Here is a 16,197-nt window from a genome sequence, read left to right on the forward strand (position 1 = left end):
GATGATCTTGTTGTGCGCACCTTCCTCATAGTGCTTGGCATCTGGTTGTTGATCAACGTGCTTTTTGTCGTGCTCATGCTTCCGGCGCGCAAACCGCGTAGGCTGGAGTCGCGGGCAACGGGTGCGCTTGCACCGGTGCGGATCAATCAGAACGGTTATCCGTTTGAGGAGCAGGAGAGGCTCCTGCTAAGCCATGTCATCATCTCGATCGCCATGGGAACTTTCTTCTCGCTGGCGCCGCCCTTGATCGAGGCCATCGACTCCGCCAAGCGCTTCTTCAGGAATCGTCGGGCCTAGCGGACCAGTACCCGCCCTCCTCGATACAGCTCAATTGTTGCTGCGGTTCGCGGTACGAAAGCTCTTGACCTCCGAGACGCTACCGTCGCGATAGGTCAACTCGACCGACATGAGCTGCGTTGTTGGTGGAAGCTTCTGGTAGAGCAGCATGCCGGCGGAGATTGCGGAGGGGTCCCTGAGATCGCAGGGTGGCAGCTTCAGCACCTGGTTGGGCACGGCACTATCGATGCCGATGCGCACCTCGCGGATCGCGCAGCGGTACGACACCAGATGCGTGTAGTAGACCAGCAGCCCGTTGAACTCGCGGAACGAGAGCCAACTCGTGGCGGTCATGTCGAGGATCTTGCGCTGGTCGCGGATCAGCGCGGCCTCAGGGTCGAACTTGATCGGAAACGGTCCCTGCATGTCCCCGGACGCATCGACGTAGCGGACCTCGATGGTGCCGGCCTGCGCATCCGGAGGCAGTTCGATCGACGGGTTCGGCATCCGCTTGCGCGTGCGTGGATCGAGCGTATCGATGAAGCCGGTTTCGCGGAAATCGCCACTGCCGGCCATGCGCCAGGAAATTCCGATCGTGGGATCAGCAAAGGAAAACACCACCGACCAACCGCCATTGTGGCGCGAGAAGCTCGCGATCGGCGCGTTGGTTGTCTCCTCCTTCGGCACGCGCGGCACCGACACCGGCGGCAGTGCCGCGACCTTCTGCGGCGGCGGATCGGCGGGCCGGGCCGCAGTGGCGGCGGCCGCATCCTTGGCGATGCCGCTGAGGAAGACGTCGTCGACCATCTGGTCGAAATAGACCGGCACCTGCTTGTGCTTGACGGTGTCGGCCATCTCGCTGACCAGACGGCGCGTGCGCTGCGCCACCTGCACGAGGTTCTCGCCGGGCTGCAGCAGCTCCTTGGCGAAGGTGCGCGTGAACACCGAATTGGGGTTGGCGTCGTCATTGGACAGACGATCGAGCGCGGTCTGCCGCGGACCGGCGGAGAACACCGAGAACACGCCTTCGGGCAGTTGCGTCATCGGCGCGAGCCCGCCGCCGCCGGCCACCGCGCGGGTCCCGCTGCGCTCGAACGGATTGTTGCGGCAGGCGTCGAACACCAGGATCGAGGTTCGCGCCTTCTTGTTCTGGAGCCGCTCGACAACGCGGTCGGCGAGAATGGAGGCGTCGCGCACCAGCTCTTCCTGGCCTTCGGTCGCCGCCGGCACGTCGGTCGGCAGCAGATAGTTCTGGCCCGCGATCTCGAAACCATGGCCGGCGTAAAAGAAGAACGCGGTGTCGCCGGGCTCGATCGCCCGGTCGAAGGCGAGCAGCGTCTCGGAGAATTGCTGACGGTTCTGGTTTTCGGCGACCATCACGGTGAAGCCGAGCTGCTTCAGCGTATCGCCCATGGTGCGGGCGTCGTTGACGGCCTTCAGGAGTTTTGGAACGTTCTTGTAGTCGTTGTTGCCGACGACGAGCGCGACCCGCTTTTCGGCATGCGCGGCACTTGCGAAACCGCTGAGGCTCGCGGCCAGTCCAAGTGCTGCCAAAATCCTGAAAACCCGACGCGTCATCGCGATATTCCCGTTGCAGAACGGCTCCCCGTTGGCTCCATGCGGAACCTTACGCCGTTGATGTGATAGTCGGTCCAGCCGTAACGGCGGTTCAACCGGTCCGTCCCTGCGGTTCCATGAACTGGCCTATGGCAGATTCCCGTGGAATCTGCTTTTTCTTGGGCGGAATTCCGTTCGAGACGAGGGCTGCCGTGTATCGATGGTGCACTGACGAGGTCGAGCCTCACGATCGCTTCGATTTTTGGCGCGAGGTGCGCGCCAAGGGGCTGTTCGGAGTCACGGCGGAGCTCGAGCGCGAGCAGCGCGCAGGCTTTTACGGGGAATTCTCGCTAAGCCATGTCGGCAATGGCGCCCTCGTGGAGCTGAAGGCCTCGTCCTATGCGGTCGAGCGCAGCCAGGCCGACATCGGCTACGCGCCGGGTGACAGCATCTGCGTCTACCAGCAGCTCGGCGGCGGCGGTTGGTTCGGCGGCATGCGCTCGAGCGATTTCGCGATCGCCAATGGCGCCTTTGCCACCAGCCACACCGACCTGCCCTACCGCACGAGGCCGCTTGGCGATGCCGGTTTCCACCTGCGGATCCTGAAGATCCCCGTCAGCGGCCTCGCGACGCAGGACAAGCGCACGCGCGAGCTTGCGCCCAAGGTTTTCAACGATCCCGCTCTCGCACCTCTGCTCGATGCCTGCTTTGCCGACCTCGGCGAGGCGGCCGCGCATGATGGTTCGGCCGGCGCCGTCCCGCTTGTGCAGGCCTTGGGGCATCTGGCGCTGATCGAGCGCGGCATCGTCCGGCCGGGCAGCCGGCGCGGACAGGCCGCGCTCCGGACCGCCCGCCTCTCGCTCGCGCGGCGCCTGATCGCGCACCGTCTGCAAGACCCCGATCTGGCGCCGGCGCGTGTCGCCGATCTGCTCGGCGTCTCCGTGCGCCATTTGCACATGCTGTTCGAGGTCGCCGACCGCAGCTTCTCCCAGACCGTGACGGAAGAGCGGCTGAAGAGAAGCCGCCGCTTGATGCGCGAAGCCCCGGAGCGGCTGATCGCCGACATCGCCAGCGCCTGCGGCTTCGAGAGCCTTGCGACCTATTACCGGGTCTTCAACGCCGCCTACGGCATGGCGCCTGGCGATTTCCGGGCCCAGGCCGCAGGGGCGCGTTAACCCTCGGGCTGGCCGCCGCGGCGAAAAGTCGAGCCGCGCCCGGTATTTGGGCAAAAACCCTAGGGTTTTTAGGGCCTTCCCGCGGCTGCTCCATTGACTTTGGCCGATTCCGCCCTATGTTCCGGGTCGACGCGGCTCGGTATCGAAGAGCGATTCCTGAGCTTGGCGCTTTGTTCGCGTGAGTCAGCACCCCCAGCTTCTTTGAGAGCGCGCCGTTTCGGGGTGGAACGCGACAGCCTTATTACCCTCGATTCCGAACGGCGGTTTCGACCAGAGGCTCAATGTCCTTTTCCAATCTCGGACTATCCGAAAAAGTCCTCGCCGCAGTGGCGGCCACCGGTTACACCACCCCTACCCCCATCCAGGAACAGGCGATCCCCCACGTCCTCGCACGCAAGGACGTACTCGGCATCGCCCAGACCGGCACCGGCAAGACCGCGGCCTTCGTGCTGCCGATGCTCACCATTCTCGAAAAGGGTCGCGCCCGGGCACGCATGCCGCGCACGCTGATCCTGGAGCCGACCCGCGAGCTCGCAGCGCAGGTGAAGGAAAACTTCGACCGCTACGGCGCCGGCCAGAAACTCAACGTCGCCCTGCTGATCGGCGGCGTCTCCTTCGGCGACCAGGATGCCAAGCTGACCCGCGGCGTCGACGTGCTGATCGCAACGCCAGGCCGGTTGCTCGACCATACCGAGCGCGGCGGCCTGCTGCTCACCGGCGTCGAGTTGCTCGTCATCGACGAAGCCGATCGCATGCTGGACATGGGTTTCATCCCGGACATCGAGCGCGTTTGCAAGCTCGTCCCCTTCACGCGGCAGACCCTGTTCTTCACCGCGACCATGCCGCCGGAAATCCGGCGCATCACCGAGACCTTTCTGCACAATCCGCAGAAGGTCGAAGTCTCCAAACCCGCCACCACGGCCGTCACTGTCACGCAGTGTCAGGTCCCGGCCGGGCGCGAGGCGCATGAAAAGCGCGAATTGCTGCGCCGCCTGCTGCGCGAGGCCAAGGATCTTCAGAACGCGATCATCTTCTGCAATCGCAAGCGCGAGGTCGCCGTCGTTCACAAATCGCTGCAAAAGCACGGTTTCAGCGTCGGCGCCCTGCATGGCGACATGGACCAGTCGGCCCGCACGGCGGCACTCGAACAGTTCCGCAAGGGTGAGCTGCCGCTGCTGGTTGCCTCCGATGTGGCCGCCCGCGGTCTCGACATTCCCGAGGTCAGCCACGTCTTCAATTTCGACGTCCCCCACCATCCCGACGATTACGTCCATCGCGTCGGCCGCACCGGCCGCGCCGGCCGCAGCGGCATGGCCATCTCGCTCGTCACGCCGCTCGACCAGAAGTCGATGGTGGCGATCGAGAAGCTGATCGGCCAGAGCATTCCTCGCGCCGAGGGCGATTACGAAGTGCAGGCTGGTTCGGGTGAGCAGAGCGACCGTCCGCGCGAATCGCGAGGCCGTGATCGCGAACGTTCCCGCGGCGGACGCGGCAAGCCGCAGCGCGGTCGCGACCGTGAGCGCAGCCACGAGCCGCGCGAGGCGCGACACTCCTCCGAGGCAACGCCTTCACCGGATGCAGGACCTGCTGCCGAAGCACGGCCCGCGCGCGAAGCGAGACCTGCACGCGAGGCAAGGCCTCCGCGCGAAGCCAGGCCATCCTCCGAGCCGCGTCATGGCGCGCGCCAGCCGGCCAATCCGTCGCATGTGCCGTCGATCGGCCGTCCCGAGCCACGCCGCCAGCGCGAGGCCGATACCGAGCCCGGCGATCACTCGCATCTCCCGGCCTTCCTGCTCCGACCGGTCCGCTCCCCCGCCGGAGCCTGATACCACGATACACGCGTAAGTTGAACGGTCGACCGTTTACCGACCGTTCATGATCGTCCGTTAGCCTACGAACATAATTTAAGCATTGCTGCGGTCGCTAGCGCACCGACCGCTGTGGGGTATGTTCTGTGGTCAAGGTTCTCGATGAACATGAACGCACGATGGCGTTCGCCGAGGTGGCACTCGGTCAGATCCGGTCGCTGAAGCAAACCGCAATTCCCCGCAATTACGAGATCTGGTACGTCTACGCGACCGGCTATAACGCGCCGCTCAACAAGATCATCAACGAGACGCTGGCACGCAACGGCAAGCTGACCGAGGCCGATCTCGAGCAGATCTACGACACCTATCTCTCCCACATCAAAACGACCGACCGCATCGACAAGGTCGGTGCGCGCGTCATCGGCGAGATCGACGACGTCGTAGATGTGTTGAGCGAAGCTCTCGGGATGACCAGCTCTTACGACGCGAGCCTGTCGGGCGCGGCCAAGGAGCTGTCACTGGCCAAGAAGGCCGACCAGCTCCAGTCGATCATCGCATCTCTGCTCCGTTCGACAAGCGACATGCGTGAGAGCAACAAGACGCTTGAAGATCGGCTCATCCTGGCGAAGAGCGAGATCAGCAATCTCCAGCAGAGCCTGGAAGCGATCCGCGCCGAGAGCCTGACAGATCCACTGACGGGCCTCGGCAACCGCAAATATTTCGACCGCATGATCGGCATGGCCGTGCAGAGCGCGCTCGCGAGCGGCGAGCCGCTGTCGCTCCTGCTGTTCGACATCGACCATTTCAAATCGTTCAACGATTCCTATGGCCATCTCACCGGCGACCAGGTGCTCCGGCTGGTCGGCCTGTCCCTGAAGCAGACCATCAAGGGCCAGGACATCACCGCGCGCTATGGCGGCGAGGAATTCGCAGTCGTGCTGCCCAACACCGCGCTGCGCCAGGCTCTCACCGTCGCCGACCATATCCGCCGTGCCGTAATGGCGAAGGAATTGAAGAAGAAGTCGACCGGCGAGATCCTCGGCCGCGTCACCATCTCCGTCGGCGTCTCCATGCTGAAGCAGGGTGACGACACCGAGACGCTGATCGATCGTGCGGACGCCTGCCTCTACGCGGCCAAGCGCAACGGCCGCAATCGCGTGATCTGCGAAGTCGACCCCGAATACGCGGTCGAGACGCACAACCGGGTGGTGGCCTGAGCCGCCAGTCGCGCCTGCGACATCTCCCCTTCATGCAGCCGTAATAGGCCTGAGCGACACGTCGAGCACGTGACGCGCAATCGACGCTCGACGGTCGCGATCGAAAGGCCCAGCGTCTTGCCCCATCCGCACGACTTTCACACGCCGCAATCCTCCTACAGCGGGATCGACCTGCTCAGGGCCAGCGACGGCGGCTTCTTCGGCCCGGGCAACGCGCAATTGCCCGCGCCGCCCTTGCTACTGATGGATCGCATTCCCGAGATCAGCCTGGACCGCGGCGCGTTCGGCAAGGGCCACATCGTGTCCGAGCTGGACGTGACGGCCAGCCTCTGGTTCTTCGAATGTCACCTCCCCGACGACCCCGTGATGCCGGGAAGCCTCAGCCTCGACGCGCTGTGGCAGATGGTCGGCTATTGGCTGGCGTGGTCTGGCTCGCCGGGGACGATCCGGGCGCTGGGTGTCGGCGCCGTCAAGTTCAGGGGGCAGATCACACCGGACATCAAACGCGTGCGCTACGAGGTTGCGATGCGCCAGGTGAAGCGCGGCAGGCTGGCCCTCGGCGTCGCGGATGGACGCGTGCTCGCCGATGAGACCTGCGTCTATGTTGTGCGGGATCTGCGCGTCGGCCTCACCACGTCGGCAGCCTGACATCGCCGCGCCAGGATCGGTCCGCCCGTGCGCTTGACATTGTTCCCGGACGGACGACATCTGAGGCTGTGTCGTCGGCCCCATGCACCCGAGCGTGCGCCCACGGAGGTTCTGTCGTCTTGCCAAACCCGCATGATTTTCACAGGTTACAACCGTCCTACACCAGGGACGAACTGCTGAGATCGAGCGAAGGCGGCTATTTCGGCCCAGGCAATGCGCAATTGCCGGCGCCGCCGATGCTGATGATGGACCGCATCACCGAGATCAGCCTGGACGGCGGCCCGTTCGGCAAGGGCCATATCGTCGGCGAGCTCGACATCGTGCCGGACCACTGGTTTTTCAATTGTCACTATCGCGGTGACGCGATGATGCCGGGAAGTCTCGGCCTGGATGCGATGTGGCAGATGGTCGGCTACTGGCTCGGCTGGTCGGGCTCTCCGGGCAAGGGCCGCGCCATCGGCGTCGGTGAGGTCGAGGTCACGGGTGCCATCACGCAAGAGACGCGATCGGTGCGCTACGAGGTCGCCATGCGCATGGTCCGCCGCGGCAAGCTGGTGCTCGGAATAGCCGATGGCCGCGTGCTTGCCGACGGCACCTGCGTGTTCGTGGCAAAGGATATGCGGGTTGGCCTGACCAAGGCCGCGGATTGATCCTCAGGTCCTGTAGGGTGGGCAAGGGCGCGACGCGCCGTGCCCACCACTATCTCGGTCGCGAAAAGAGGGGGGCACGCTCCGCTTTGCCCACCCTACCGGACCGTTCTCTTGGTTGCTTTCTTGGCCGGCCGCTTCTGGGCAACTGCCTTCTTCGCCGTAGCCTTCTTCTTCGGCCGCTTCTTCACCTTGGCGCGCTGGGCGGCGGCGAGCGCCGCCCTCGCCCATTGCGCCAGCTCCTCGGAATCGTCGAACAGGCGCGCCGGCAGCTCCCAGTAAGAGTTGACCAGCACGGTCTTGGCACGGGTCGAATACTGGAACGGTTTTGAGCCTTCCGCTTCAAAGTCCGGAATGGTCACCTCATCGGCCCGGAAGAACAGACCGGCACGCAACGCGAGCGCGAAATTGATGCCGTCGGCGGAGATGCCGTAGCCGGAGAACATCTTGCGGATGGCGACGGGGCCGAAATCGGCGAACAGGTCGATCAGGAATTCGCGGTCCATGGCCCAACTCTCTCCCCGGCGTTCGTCCCCGCGAACGCGGGACCCATAACCACAGGGAGGAGTTTAGCGAAGACTGACAGCTAAGAAAGCGTGGTACCGATACCACACGTCACCGTCAGATCACGCGGTATGGCTCCCGGCGTTCGCCGGGACGACAAAGGAGTGTTTGGCGCGAGCCCGTGCTTACCCGTCGATCTGCGCCGGACGCAGCTCGACCGACTCGCCGCAGCCGCAGGCGGAGATCTGGTTGGGATTGTTGAAGACGAACTGGGCCTGCATCTTGTCGGCTTTGTAGTCCATCTCGGTGCCGAGCAGGAACAGCACGGCCTTGGGGTCGACCAGGATCTTGACGCCCTTGTCCTCGACGACTTCGTCGGTCGGTCGGACATCATGGGCGTATTCGACCGTGTAGGACTGGCCGGCGCAGCCGCCGTTCTTGACGCCGACCCGCAGGCCGACGATCTCGGAGTCCGCGCGGCTCGTCAGTTCGCTGATGCGCTGGGCTGCGGCATCCGTGAGCCGCATCACCTGCGGACGCGGACGCCGGGGCTTCGGAGTGGACGCTGGTGTTGAGCCGGACGAAATCTGTGTCATGTCAGTGATGTGGTCCGTTGCTGAGCGAATTCAATGCCCGAGGATTCAAAGCAGAGTGTTACGCGTCACCACATATTGAGGACGAGGCGGGCCTCGTCGCTCATGCGTTCCGGCGTCCAGGCCGGCTCCCAGATCACCTTGACGTCGACCACGCCGACGCCGGGAACGCTGGCGACCGCGTTCTCGACCATGGTCGGCAGCTCGCCGGCGGCCGGGCAGTTCGGCGTCGTCAAGGTCATCTGCACGTCAACGGAGCGATCGTCCTTGATCTCGACCTTGTAGATCAGGCCAAGCTCGTAGATGTCGGCCGGGATTTCCGGATCGAACACGGTCTTGAGCCCGGCGATGATCTCGGTGGTGAGACGCTCGGTCTCCTCCGGCGGCAGCGCCGAATGAGTCTCCATCGGATTGGCTTTGATTTCGGCCGTGTCACTCATGCGAACAAATCCCGCGCCTTCAAGAGCGCCTGTGCCAGATGATCGACTTCTTCCCGCGTATTATACATGCCGAACGAGGCCCGGCATGTGGCCGTGACGTTGAACCGCTCTAAAAGCGGCATCACGCAATGGGTGCCGGCGCGCACCGCAATGCCCTGGCGGTCGATCACGGTGGCGACGTCGTGGGCGTGCGCGCCCTTGAGCTCGAAGGAGATCACCGGGCCCTTGCCCCGCGCGGTGCCGATCAGCCGCAGCGAGTTGATCTCGCGCAACTTCTCCTGGGCGTAGGTGACGAGATCGTGCTCGTGGGCGGCGATGCGTTCCTTGCCGATCGAATTGACGTAGTCGATGGCCGCGCCAAGGCCGACCGCCTCGACGATCGCGGGCGTGCCGGCCTCGAATTTATGCGGGGGATCGCCATAGGTGACGATCTCGCGCGAGACCTCGCGGATCATCTCGCCGCCCCCGTTATAGGGGCGCATCGCAACGAGGTGGTCGTACTTGGCCCAGAGCACGCCGATGCCGGTGGGACCGTACACCTTGTGCCCGGTGAAGACGTAGAAGTCGCAGCCGAGATCCTGGACGTCGACGGGCAGATGCACGGCACCCTGGCTCCCGTCGACCAGCACGGGAATGCCGCGGGCATGGGCGATATTCACGACGTCCTTGACCGGCACGATGGTGCCGAGCGCGTTCGACATCTGCGTGATCGCGACCAGCTTGGTCTTCGACGTCAACAGCTTCTCGAACTCGTCGATGAGGAAATTGCCCTCGTCGTCGACCGGCGCCCACTTGATCACGGCACCCTGACGTTCCCTGAGGAAATGCCATGGCACGATGTTGGAGTGGTGCTCCATGATCGAGATGACGATCTCGTCGCCCTCTTTGATGTTCGGCCCGCCCCAGGACGAGGCGACCAGATTGATCGCTTCGGTGGCATTGCGGGTGAAGATCACTTCCTCGGTACGCGCAGCATTGATGAACTGCGCCACCTTGGAGCGGCCGCCCTCATAGGCTTCGGTCGCGGCGTTGGCGAGGTAATGCAGGCCGCGATGGACGTTGGCGTATTCGGACGTGTAGGCCTGCGTCATGCGCTCAAGCACGGCGCTCGGCTTCTGCGCCGACGCCGCGTTGTCGAGATAGACCAGCGGCTTGCCGTAGATCTGCATGGCAAGCGCCGGAAAATCCTGGCGCACGCGCGCAACGTCATAGGCACCGTTCTTGACTGCGGGATGCGTGCTCATGACCGGCGCTCCAGCCAGCGCTCGGCAATGCCGATCACGTGCTCGCGCAGATTATCATCAGCGATCTGCTCGATCGCTTCGCCCACAAAAGCCTGGATCAGCAGCGCCTGGGCCTGCTTCTCGGGCAGGCCGCGCGCCTTCAGATAGAACAGCAGGCTGTCGTCCAATGCACCCGCGGTGGCGCCGTGGCCGCAGGAGACGTCATCGGCGAAGATCTCGAGCTCGGGCTTGTTGTCGGCCTCGGCTTCGTCCGAGAGCAGCAGCGCCCGGATCATCATCTTGCCGTCGGTCTTCTGCGCATCGGGACGAACGATGATGCGGCCCTGGAACACCGAGTGCCCACGGTCGTCGATCACCGCACGGAACACTTCGCGGCTGACGCAGTTCGGAACAGCGTGGTCGACCACCAGCGTGGTGTCGCCATGCTCGGTCTTCTGCAGCAGGTTGACGCCGTTGGCCGAGAGCTCACTGCCATCGCCCGCCAGCGTGATGAAGCCTTGCAGCCGGCTGACGGCCGCACCGGTGGTCATGTTGAAGAAATTGAATTTGACGTTGGCGCCGACCGTCACGAAATGCGAGGTCACGTTCACCGCGTCAGGCGCATCGTCCATCAGGCGGATATGCGCGACATCGGCATCGTCGCCGACCGTGACGAGCACGGCGTCGCTGATCTGGTAGGTTTTGGCGCCGGCCGCAACGAAACTCTCGACGATGGTGGCGCGAGCGCCCTTCCCGACCGCGACCTGCGAACGGGTGAAGCTAGATGCGGAAGCTGCGGTCGCGATGTGGATGATCTGGATCGGTGCGGACAGCTGAGCGCCGTCGGCAATCGACAGCACCACGCCATCGGTCGCCATCGCCGCGTTGAGCGCGATCACGGCGTCGGTGGACGCGGTCTTCAGCAGACCGGCATCTTTCTCCAGCGTCTCCCGGAGCGTCTTGAAGCCCGCCTCAGCGGCGAGCGCCTTGACGTCAGACAGATCGGCCGCGAACACGCCGTCGACCAGCACCAGCTTGCGGGCGCCGGCGATTGCATACGCCTTCACGGCATCCGCAGCGCGCTTCAGCGCGGGCGCATCGGGCGCAGCTGCCAGCGGCAGCACCTCGCCGACCAGCGCGCGAAGATCAGTGTATTTCCATTCCTCGATCCGGCGGTGCGGCAGGCCGAGACGCTCATAGGTCTCGAACGCCTCGCGGCGCGCTGCGATCACAGTCGGCGAACCCGGCAAGCGGCCTTCGGCGCTGGTGAAGAGATCGCTCACCGCGCGGCCCTTTCCGGTCTTTGCCACAGCAACGTTCATTACAAAATTCCTTACGCGGCGTCCTCGAACTGGGCGTAACCGGACGCTTCCAGCTCCAACGCCAGTTCCTTGCCGCCGCTCTTCACGACACGGCCCTTCGACATCACGTGCACCACGTCGGGCACGATGTAGTTGAGCAGCCGCTGATAGTGGGTGATCACGACCATCGCGCGCTTGGGCGAGCGCAGCGCGTTGACGCCGTCGGCGGCGATGCGCAGCGCGTCAATGTCGAGGCCGGAATCCATCTCGTCGAGGATGCACAGGCTCGGCTCGAACAGCGCCATCTGCAGCACTTCGTTGCGCTTCTTCTCGCCGCCGGAAAAGCCGACATTGACGCCGCGCTTGAGCATGTCCTGCGGAATGTTCAGCGACTTCGACACCTCGCGGACCTTCCTCAGGAAGTCCGGGGTCGAATATTCGCTCTCGCCGCGCGCCTTGCGCTGTGCGTTGAGCGCGGTGCGCAGGAAGGTCATGGTGGCGACGCCGGGAATCTCGACCGGGTACTGGAACGCCAGGAACACGCCCTTGGCCGCACGCATGTCCGGCGACATTTCCAGGAGGTCCTCACCCCTGAACAGGATCTGGCCGCCGGTCACCTCATAGCCGGGCTTGCCGGCGATGACGTGAGAGAGCGTCGATTTGCCGGAGCCGTTCGGCCCCATGATCGCGTGCACCTGGCCTTCGTTCACGGTCAGCGTCAGCCCGTGGAGGATCTCACGCTCCTCGACACGAACCTGCAGGTCTTTCACTTCAAGCAAAGCCATCTTGGTATCCAGTTTATTCAATTGATGTTGGAGCGCGAGTTGCGCACCGCGAGGGTCGGCAACTAGCCGACCGACCCTTCAAGCGAGATCGAGATCAGCTTCTGCGCTTCCACCGCGAACTCCATCGGCAGCTGCTGCAACACGTCCTTGACGAAACCGTTGACGACGAGGCCGACGGCTTCCTCTTGGCTGAGCCCGCGCTGGACGCAGTAGAACAGCACGTCCTCGGAGATTTTTGAGGTCGTCGCCTCGTGCTCGAACGTCGCCGAGGAATTCTTGGCCTCGATGTATGGCACGGTGTGCGCCCCGCACTTGTCGCCGATGAGCAAGGAATCGCAGGCGGTGAAGTTGCGCGCACCGGTCGCTTTACGGTGCGCGGTGACGAGGCCGCGATAGGTGTTCTGCGACTTGCCGGCCGCGATGCCCTTCGAGATGATCCGGCTCGACGTGTTCTTGCCGAGATGGATCATCTTGGTGCCCGAGTCGACCTGCTGGAAGCCGTTTGAGATCGCGATCGAGTAGAACTCGCCGCTGGAATTGTCGCCGCGCAAGATGCAGCTCGGATACTTCCAGGTGATGGCGGAGCCGGTCTCGACCTGGGTCCAGGAAATCTTGGAGCGGTCGCCGCGGCAGTCGCCACGCTTGGTGACGAAATTGTAGATGCCGCCCTTGCCTTCCGAATTGCCCGGATACCAGTTCTGCACCGTCGAATATTTGATCTCGGCGTCGTCATGCGCGACGAGCTCGACCACGGCGGCATGCAGCTGATTCTCGTCGCGCTGCGGCGCGGTGCAGCCTTCGAGATAGCTGACGTAAGAGCCCTTGTCCGCGATGATCAGCGTGCGCTCGAACTGGCCGGTGTTGCGCTCGTTGATGCGGAAATAGGTCGACAGCTCCATCGGGCAGCGCACGCCCGGCGGCACGTAGACGAACGAGCCGTCGGAGAACACCGCCGAGTTCAGCGTCGCGTAGAAATTGTCCGAGGTCGGAACCACCGAGCCGAGATATTTCTGCACCAATTCAGGGTGCTCGCGGATGGCCTCCGAGATCGGCATGAAGATCACGCCGGCCTTCTTCAGCTCCGCCTTGAAGGTGGTCGCAACGGAGACCGAATCGAAGACAGCGTCGACCGCGATCTTGCGACGCGCGGGATCTTGCTCGCCGGGCTTGGGCTCGACGCCTTCGAGCATGGCGACTTCCCGCAAGGGAATGCCGAGCTTCTCGTAGGTCTTCAGAATCTCCGGATCGATCTCGTCGAGCGAGGTGACCGTCTTCTTCGGCTTCGGCGCCGAATAGTAATAGAGGTCCTGGAAGTCGATCTTGGGATAGTTGACGCGCGCCCAGGTCGGCTCGGTCATGGTCAGCCAGCGCCGATAGGCTTCAAGCCGCCACTGGAGCATCCAGGCGGGCTCGTTCTTCTTCTCGGAGATGAACCTGACGGTATCCTCGGACAGCCCCTTGGGGGCCTTGTCGGACTCGATCTGGGTCTCAAACCCATAACGATACTGGTCGACGTCGATGCGCTTGACGCGCTCGACCGTCTCTTGGACGGCTGGCATTCTATCCTCCGCTCGCGGTTTCAAGGACCGCGGTGGATCAAACTCAAACGAGCATTACGATGTCTATTACGATGTTTTTTGGCGGAAAGCACGGGCTTAGAACCGTTCAAGCCGTGTTTCGTCGCTTAGCCTCTAAGTAGGGTATTACCGAGCTTTCGCCAAGCCTCTAACGCCCTGTTGATGTCATCCGGTTCCGTGGACCAGCCCAGACTTAGGCGCACCGCTCCCTGGGCCACGGTGGCATCGTACCCCATCGCCGAGAGCACGTGGGACGGCTGGACCTTGCCAGAGGAACAGGCCGAACCGGAGGATACGGCGATGCCTTCGAGGTCGAAGCCGATCACAGCAGTCTCGGCCTTGAGCCCCGGCGCGGTGAACAGAACGGTATTTGACAACCTCTCTACATCTTCCGCGAAGACAGTCGCCCCGGCAATGCAACGAAGGCCATTTCCCAAGCGATCTCTGAGGCTTGTCATCCGCTCCGCATCTTCCGGCAGAGCCTGAAGGGCGGCTTTCACCGCCGCACCGAGGCCGGCGATCCCAGCGACATTCTCGGTTCCCGCCCGCCGGCCGAGCTCCTGTCCGCCACCCCTCAGCACAGGTTCCAGCCCAGTCAGCCCCTCAGTCACGACCAGCGCGCCGACGCCTTTGGGGCCGCCGATCTTATGCGCGGAAAAGGTCGCAAGGTCCCCGCCTACCGCATTAATATTGAACGCAATTTTGCCGAGCGCCTGGATCGCGTCGACGTGCAGGAGGCCGCCGGCTTCGTGAACGAGCCCTGCCGCCTCCGCAACCGGCTGGAGCGCGCCGGTCTCGTTGTTGGCCGCCATGATCGAAACCAGCGCGGGCGGGCCATCGGCGAGCAGCGCCCGGAGATGATCGAGGTCGACGACGCCGGAGCGCGTGACACGGATCTGGCCGATGTCACCGGCCGGGAATCGGCCGCCCGCCAAGACCGAGGCATGCTCGACCGCGGAAACCAGGAGGCGCCGCACCGGCTCGCCCGATCGGCCGCGCAAGCCGGGCGACAGCGCCAGCGCATTGGCCTCGGTTCCGGCAGAGGTGAAAACCACGTTCCGCGGCAGCGCGCCGACGGCTGCCGCAAGCGAGCTACGTGCGTCCTCGACCAGCCGTCGCGCCTCCCGCCCCTCGGCATGGACCGAGGACGGATTGCCGATCAGTTCGTAAGCGGCCAGCATCGCTGCGCGCGCCTCGGCGCGCAGCGGCGTGGTCGCATTCCAGTCGAGGTAGACGCGGCTCGGCATGGCGCCCTCTTAGCACCTTTTCCCCTCGCGCCAATCGGCAGCCGCCGCACATCAGGCCGGCTGTTGCTGCGCAATCCCGCCGACGGAACGGGGCTCCATCCGCAATCCGAACAGCGGCCGCAGCCAGGCAATCCGACGCGCGATCTCGTAGGTGACGAGACATGTGAGCGCAGTGCCTGATATCACGATCGCGGCTTCGCTCCCCACAGGTAGCCCACTGCCCTGCAATGCGTGCGCGATCACGATGATCGCGGTCTGATGCACGATGTAATAGGGAAAGATCGCATCGGTCAGATAGCGCCGCACGGGGCCATCGGCCGTCAAATGACGTCGCGCAAAGCCGAGCACCGCCGCCATCGCCAGCCATTGGTAGCAGCCATAGACCGAGCCGGCGAACCATCTCAGCATCGGCGACCGCGGAAGCAAGCCGGCATAAACGAGGACGAAGGCGGCGAAGAAAGCGGCCGCAAGCGTCAGCGCCGTCCACCGTTGCCGCTCGAGGTCGCGCCAGATGCCGCCCTCGCGTGCAAGCAGGAAGCCGATCAGGAACGCAGTCGCATAGTCCGCGTGGTCATACCAGTCGCCGAACAGCGCATGCGTCGACGGGAAGATCGGCGAGAGAAACAGCCGCCAGGCTGCGAACAGCAGGCAGGGCAGCACCAGCAGCCATGGCCCGGCGTGCACGGCCGTCAGCCTCTCACCAATCCACTCGGCAGCCGCCGGCCATACGTACAGCACGCCGGCCAGGGCCATGGTGTAGACCCAGAGATAGAGCACGAACCAGAGATGGTTCCAGGTCGGCTGCACGATGCAGGGGTTCGGGCAGAACTGCGCGCTGAACGCCAGATAGTCGTGGAGATAGTAATCGGCGAAACCCGCGGGATAACCGAGGCTCTCGACGATCTGGAGATAGGATTGCGGCGGCACGATCACGAGCATGCCGAAGATCAGCGGGATCAAGAGCCGCACCGACCGTGCGCGGGCGAAGGCGGCGAGCCGATACTTTCCCAGCATGAAGCGGCTGGCGACCCCGGAGACGAGGAACAGCAGCGACAGCCGCCAGGGATTGAGCACCAGCATCACCGGCTCGAGCCAGGTCAGCCGGTGCTCGCTCTTGATGTGAAATCCCCAGGACACGTAGAGCATGCCGACGTGGTAGAAGATCAAGAGTCCGAAGGCTAACACTACTTTGGCAGAAT

15 protein-coding genes and 1 pseudogene are annotated in these 16,197 nt (G+C 64.1%); 6 read left to right on the forward strand and 10 right to left on the reverse strand.

The features are described from left to right. Positions 1-12 precede the first annotated feature (12 nt). The gene (locus FXB40_RS25995; RefSeq protein WP_148774999.1) at positions 13-297 is read left to right on the forward strand and encodes a hypothetical protein; all 285 of its coding nucleotides are present in this window, start codon (positions 13-15) and stop codon (positions 295-297) included. A gap of 30 nt (positions 298-327) precedes the next feature. Here the strand turns inward: FXB40_RS25995 and FXB40_RS26000 are convergent, their stop codons facing one another. Beyond that, positions 328-1,854 (reverse strand): caspase family protein, encoded by a 1,527-nt coding sequence (locus tag FXB40_RS26000; protein ID WP_148775000.1) that lies wholly within the window; start codon positions 1,852-1,854, stop codon positions 328-330. Positions 1,855-2,045: 191 nt separating this feature from the next. Here FXB40_RS26000 and FXB40_RS26005 point away from each other — a divergent pair, with 191 nt between their 5' ends. The 5 genes from FXB40_RS26005 (at position 2,046) to fabA (FXB40_RS26025) (ending at position 7,331) form a co-directional block, all read left to right on the forward strand. Continuing rightward, positions 2,046-3,008 carry a helix-turn-helix transcriptional regulator gene (locus FXB40_RS26005; protein ID WP_148775001.1) on the forward strand — a complete coding sequence of 321 codons (963 nt, stop codon included), beginning with the start codon at positions 2,046-2,048 and terminating at the stop codon, positions 3,006-3,008. A 281-nt stretch (positions 3,009-3,289) separates the two neighbouring features. Then, positions 3,290-4,834: a DEAD/DEAH box helicase gene (locus FXB40_RS26010; protein ID WP_148775002.1), complete on the forward strand. Its 1,545-nt coding sequence runs from the start codon at positions 3,290-3,292 to the stop codon at positions 4,832-4,834. A gap of 128 nt (positions 4,835-4,962) precedes the next feature. After that, positions 4,963-6,033 carry a GGDEF domain-containing protein gene (locus FXB40_RS26015; protein ID WP_148775003.1) on the forward strand — a complete coding sequence of 357 codons (1,071 nt, stop codon included), beginning with the start codon at positions 4,963-4,965 and terminating at the stop codon, positions 6,031-6,033. Between the two features lie 117 nt (positions 6,034-6,150). Continuing rightward, positions 6,151-6,681 (forward strand): bifunctional 3-hydroxydecanoyl-ACP dehydratase/trans-2-decenoyl-ACP isomerase, encoded by a 531-nt coding sequence (gene fabA / locus FXB40_RS26020; RefSeq protein WP_148775013.1) that lies wholly within the window; start codon positions 6,151-6,153, stop codon positions 6,679-6,681. 119 nt (positions 6,682-6,800) lie between these two features. Next, entirely contained in the window at positions 6,801-7,331 is a 531-nt protein-coding gene (gene fabA, locus FXB40_RS26025) for a bifunctional 3-hydroxydecanoyl-ACP dehydratase/trans-2-decenoyl-ACP isomerase (protein ID WP_148775004.1), read from the forward strand. A 49-nt stretch (positions 7,332-7,380) separates the two neighbouring features. Here the strand turns inward: fabA (FXB40_RS26025) and FXB40_RS26030 are convergent. The 9 genes and pseudogenes from FXB40_RS26030 to FXB40_RS26070 form a co-directional block, all read right to left on the reverse strand. Next, positions 7,381-7,834: pseudogene (locus FXB40_RS26030) on the reverse strand (TfoX/Sxy family protein). Between the two features lie 183 nt (positions 7,835-8,017). Then, on the reverse strand, positions 8,018-8,428 hold the full coding sequence (locus FXB40_RS26035; protein WP_148775005.1) for a HesB/IscA family protein: 411 nt from the start codon (positions 8,426-8,428) through the stop codon (positions 8,018-8,020). A 65-nt stretch (positions 8,429-8,493) separates the two neighbouring features. Beyond that, a complete protein-coding gene (locus FXB40_RS26040; RefSeq protein ID WP_071914314.1) occupies positions 8,494-8,865 on the reverse strand; it encodes an SUF system Fe-S cluster assembly protein in 372 nt (123 codons plus the stop codon). Continuing rightward, positions 8,862-10,109 (reverse strand): cysteine desulfurase, encoded by a 1,248-nt coding sequence (locus FXB40_RS26045; protein ID WP_148775006.1) that lies wholly within the window; start codon positions 10,107-10,109, stop codon positions 8,862-8,864. The genes FXB40_RS26040 and FXB40_RS26045 overlap by 4 nt, the downstream gene beginning before the upstream one ends. Beyond that, entirely contained in the window at positions 10,106-11,410 is a 1,305-nt protein-coding gene (gene sufD, locus FXB40_RS26050) for a Fe-S cluster assembly protein SufD (protein WP_148775007.1), read from the reverse strand. The genes FXB40_RS26045 and sufD overlap by 4 nt, the downstream gene beginning before the upstream one ends. A gap of 11 nt (positions 11,411-11,421) precedes the next feature. Continuing rightward, the gene (sufC, locus tag FXB40_RS26055; protein ID WP_148775008.1) at positions 11,422-12,174 is read right to left on the reverse strand and encodes a Fe-S cluster assembly ATPase SufC; all 753 of its coding nucleotides are present in this window, start codon (positions 12,172-12,174) and stop codon (positions 11,422-11,424) included. 62 nt (positions 12,175-12,236) lie between these two features. After that, the gene (sufB, locus tag FXB40_RS26060; protein ID WP_148775009.1) at positions 12,237-13,733 is read right to left on the reverse strand and encodes a Fe-S cluster assembly protein SufB; all 1,497 of its coding nucleotides are present in this window, start codon (positions 13,731-13,733) and stop codon (positions 12,237-12,239) included. Positions 13,734-13,858: 125 nt separating this feature from the next. Continuing rightward, complete coding sequence (locus tag FXB40_RS26065) at positions 13,859-14,998, reverse strand: cysteine desulfurase family protein (RefSeq protein WP_148775010.1); 1,140 nt, start codon at positions 14,996-14,998, stop codon at positions 13,859-13,861. Positions 14,999-15,049: 51 nt separating this feature from the next. Continuing rightward, a complete protein-coding gene (locus FXB40_RS26070) occupies positions 15,050-16,183 on the reverse strand; it encodes an acyltransferase family protein (RefSeq protein ID WP_246207953.1) in 1,134 nt (377 codons plus the stop codon). Positions 16,184-16,197: the final 14 nt, after the last annotated feature.

Source organism: Bradyrhizobium rifense, assembly GCF_008123425.1.
Taxonomy (GTDB): domain Bacteria; phylum Pseudomonadota; class Alphaproteobacteria; order Rhizobiales; family Xanthobacteraceae; genus Bradyrhizobium; species Bradyrhizobium rifense.